The 3,883-nt window shown below is 66.1% G+C and carries 2 protein-coding genes; both read right to left on the bottom strand.

Annotated elements, in window-relative coordinates:
- Positions 1 to 317 precede the first annotated feature (317 nt).
- Positions 318 to 2,003, bottom strand: a complete 1,686-nt coding sequence (locus JI742_RS13745) for a hypothetical protein (RefSeq protein ID WP_201828072.1) — start codon at positions 2,001 to 2,003, stop codon at positions 318 to 320.
- 45 nt (positions 2,004 to 2,048) lie between these two features.
- Entirely contained in the window at positions 2,049 to 3,539 is a 1,491-nt protein-coding gene (locus JI742_RS13740; protein ID WP_201828069.1) for a hypothetical protein, read from the bottom strand.
- Positions 3,540 to 3,883 lie beyond the last annotated feature (344 nt).

Raw genomic sequence — 3,883 nt, 5'->3', positions numbered from 1 at the left:
CGCGGCGCAGCATCGCCAGACAACCGGCGGCGCCGTGCCGGCGCCGCAGAAAACCCAGGAGTAATCTCCTTCAACCAAGCGGATTCCTCACAAAGCCTGGTACGGGTGCTGGGGGCAGGTCAAGCGCTTCAAGTTATGCTCGTCAAGCGGATCTGAATCGAGGTCAGGAGGAGCAGCAGCGGCAGGCAAGCGGGCGGATCCAGGTGGCATGTGGCACGGCTTTGTCCTGTTCGGGACCAAGCAGACACCTGCAGGCCACCGGCGGCCTGCACAGGGCCACTAGCAAGACCCGTGCGCCGGCCCGCCCGGCGCCAGGCTCAACTCACCAGTTCGGGCAGGCGGGCAGCGTAGGCCTTCACGAACTCTTCCATGGTCTGCGTCGGATTGCGCCGCAGCAGGTCCTGGATGATGCGGATCGAATCGATGCCACGCTGCGCGTCGTCGTCGACGAGCAGGTCGGGCGACAGGCCGTGTTCCTTGGCCAGGCGGCGACGTTCCTTGGCCATCGCGGCTTCCATCGCGTCGACGTTGATGGACAGGAACTGATCGACCAGTTCCTTGTCCAGCGGCGCCTGGGACGAGGGCAGCAGGCCGCCCGTGCCCGGGTTCATCAGCAGCGTGGCGCCCGGCTGGGCCTTGCGCTTGATGACCTGGGTCTTGACCACGTCCTCCGGCGGGAAGGCGGCGCCGGCATCAAAGGGCCGGACCATGGTTTGACCTGACGAGTCATCGAGCATCAGGTTTTCCCACTTGATGTCGAACTGCGCCATGGCCAGGTTGCACAGCAGGGCCTTCTGCAACTGCTTGGGCGGGACCTGGGAAGCCTTGACCCCGAACTCCTGCTTGATGCGCTGGTAGTCCTCCGGGGTGATGGCGTCGTCCTGCATCTTCTTCATCAGGGCTTCACCGTCCAGCACCTCGCCCTTCAGGCCTTCCACCAGGGCGCCCTTGCCGTCGTTGATCGTCGCCATGTTCACCCGGGGGAAACCGAAGTCCAGGCCGGTTTGCTCGCGGATCGTCTCGCTGACCACACTGGCCATCACCTCACGCACCGCACCACTGCCCTTGGGCATGCCGGTCTGGTCGGATTCGCCGCTGATCGACTTGAAGGCATAGGCCACCTTGCCCTCGACGTCTTGAAGCAGGATCACGTCGGAGGTGCCGCCCGACGGCCGCTTGGCGCCGAAATTCTGGCCCATGGCCAAGGCATGCTCGAGCGTGGCCTTCTCGCGCACCGACTTGTCGGGTGAATCCAGGTCAGGCCCGTACTTGGCATTCAGCAGGTCCTGCTGCCGCACCTGCGCCTGGCGCAACAGGGCCTTGGCGCCTTCGATCTTGCGCTTCTCGATGGCGTCCTTGTAGACGCGCGGCGTGCCGTCGGTGGGGTCGGGTCGCTTGTCGAGGTAGGCCTTGGTGTTCTTGACCAGCGCATCGACCATCAGCAGTTCCTTGGCGGGCGTGTCGACCTTCTTGTCGTGCACCTTCTTGGCCAGGTCGATGATCTTGCCGAAGTCGCCCACGCCCTTGAGGCCGCCGCGATCGACGTTCTTCTTCAACTGCTCCAGGTTGGTCAGGCTGAAGTCCTGCTTCAGCGAGGACTTGTTGGTCGGCGGCGGCACGCGGGGGGCCGGCGTGCGCGGCCGCGGCGGCGGGCGCAAGGGCACGTCGTCGTCCTTGCTGTCGTCTTCGCTGCCTTCGGATTCGAGGTCCTGGACCTGGCGCTTCTCGAACTTCTCCACCTCGCGCTGCAGGCGCCGGCCCATCACGCCAGTGATCGGCGGCAGATCGTCGCTTTCCGATTCCAGGTCGTCCTTCTCCTTGTCCTCGTCGGGCAGGCGCTGCCGGAATTTCTTCTCCTCTTCGGCGATCTTGCGCTGCATGCCCTTGGAGACCGGCTGAGGTGGCGGCTTGCGGATGATGTTGAGCAGGCGTACCTGGTTGGGCGCCTTGGGCTTGACCTCGCCCTTGACGGGGCGCGGATTGGACTTGCCGGTGTCTGCCATGGGGTTGCCGTCCGATCGGGGTCTGGGTTGAAGGGGGGCGACGACTCAGGCGCGCAGTCGCTTGCCGACCGTGGTCAGGCAGGCATTGAGCGAGGAGACGATGGCCACGTCGACGAAGCCGTTGTCGTCGATGGCCTGCAACATGTCGTCGGTGCGGATGTAGTCCAGGTACTCGTCGATGATCTCGCGGGCCTCGTCCTGGCGGGCGCGGCGCTCGTCCTCGAGCGTGGCGTTCAGGGCCTCGTCGAGCTTGTCGATCAGGCGTTCGTCCAGGAAATCGAGCACCTGGTAGATCACCTGGGTGTTGGCGGCGATGGTCTCGTAGTCGGGTTCGTCGCGGCTCTGGTCCTTCACCGCCAGCTCCAGCTTGCGAAGTTCGGCCTGGACCAGTTTGCGGGTCTTGTCCCAGGCCAGGCGGCTCTGGGTGAACACCACGGTGGGCGCGGTCGCGGCCTTGGGCGGCGGGGCCGCCGGGCCCAGGCGGGCCTCGGCCTGATCGAGCAGGGCGTTGGCCTTGGCAAAGTCCTGCTTGCGCGCGAACACGCCGGCTTCGCTGACCAGCAGCTTGGCGTCCTGGCCGCCTGGCTGCCCGGCGGCCGCCTGCACCCGCGGCAGCAGGGCCTTCAGCCGCGCATTGAACCGCGCGGCTGCATCGGCCGCTGGGGCGGCGGCCTGGCCGGGTGCGGTGGTGCCGCCCGTCGCATTCGGGTCGGCGGTGTCCTCGGCCTCTTCCTCGAACACCGTGCCGTCGGCATTCCACAGCACGATCTTGGTGACGCGGAAGCCGCAGGCCTTGACCGGCTCCCGCAGCTTCTTGACCAGCCCGCCCAGCGGCTTGTCGAGCTGCAGCATCATCTGGGTGCCGTCCATCCAGGTGGTGCCATAGGCGCCGGTCTTGACGCCCGTCTCCTTCTGCAGCTTGGCAAACAGCGACCGGCCGGCCTGCTTGGGGCTGAGCACCAGCACGCCGGGCGCCTTGTCGCTCTTGTCGACGAAGGCGAACTGCACATTGCGGTCGTTGTCCTTCTTGCACAGGTTGAGCTGCTGCAGCAGGCGCTTGGGCTCCATCCAGGCCGGGCCGTCCTCGTCGTCGTCCTCGTCACCGCTGGGCAGGCCGCCGCGAGCCTTGTCGGCCAGCCGCTTGAGCTCGTCGGCGCCGTCGTCGATGGCGCTGCAGAACTTGTCCACCGCCGCGCCGATGGCCTTGGCGGCCTCCTGCACCGGCTTGCCGGCGGCCTTGTCCTTGCCCATCTTCTGCGCCGCGGTGGCCACGGCGTTGGCGTCCTTCTTCAGCGCGAAGACGCTGCTGCGCCACTGGCGGTCGCGCGTGGCGAAGGCCTCGTCGAGTTCGTCGGCGGTCTTGGCAGCCTTGACCCAGCCCGGATCGAACGGCGCCCAGGCCACCGCGCCATGTTTCTTCTGCAGCGCCTTGAGCAGGTCGGCCACCTCGTTCTTGTCCGGCAGGCTGCCTTTCTTCTTTTCCCAATAGGCCAGCTTGAGTTCGTCGGGATAGTCCACGGCACCAGATCCGCTCATGAAAACCTCCTCAGCCTTGTTGGTCGTACAACATGCAGACCATGAACCTTACACAAATGGTTGCCGGATGTCTCGCCACACCCCGGGGGGGTGATAGCCAAGTAAACCCGGATGGTGATGGTTCTCGGCTCGTGTCGTAGTGACGCCGCCGCCCCCGTCTGCCGGCCGGCCGGTGGCCTTCAGCGGCGCGCGATGGCGGCGGTCCGGCCTGCTGGCGCACCTGACCTGCAACCCGCCATCCGTACCAAGGCAATAGAGAAGAATCCGCGCAACCGACAGGAAGCGCGATGCGCAAGAGCAGATTCACAGACGAGCAAGTCATCGGGTTCATCAAGCAGGCCGAC

This window comes from Piscinibacter lacus (genome assembly GCF_016735685.1).
Lineage (GTDB): Bacteria > Pseudomonadota > Gammaproteobacteria > Burkholderiales > Burkholderiaceae_C > Aquariibacter > Aquariibacter lacus.
The sequence above is the reverse complement of the archived record's forward strand: the minus strand, read 5'-3'. Positions and strand labels throughout refer to the sequence as shown.

Coding starts and splice junctions, on each gene's coding strand:
- JI742_RS13745 (WP_201828072.1), bottom strand. CDS start 2,003: ATGGCAGACACCGGCAAGTCCAATCCGCGCCCCGTCAAGGGCGAGGTC.
- JI742_RS13740 (WP_201828069.1), bottom strand. CDS start 3,539: ATGAGCGGATCTGGTGCCGTGGACTATCCCGACGAACTCAAGCTGGCC.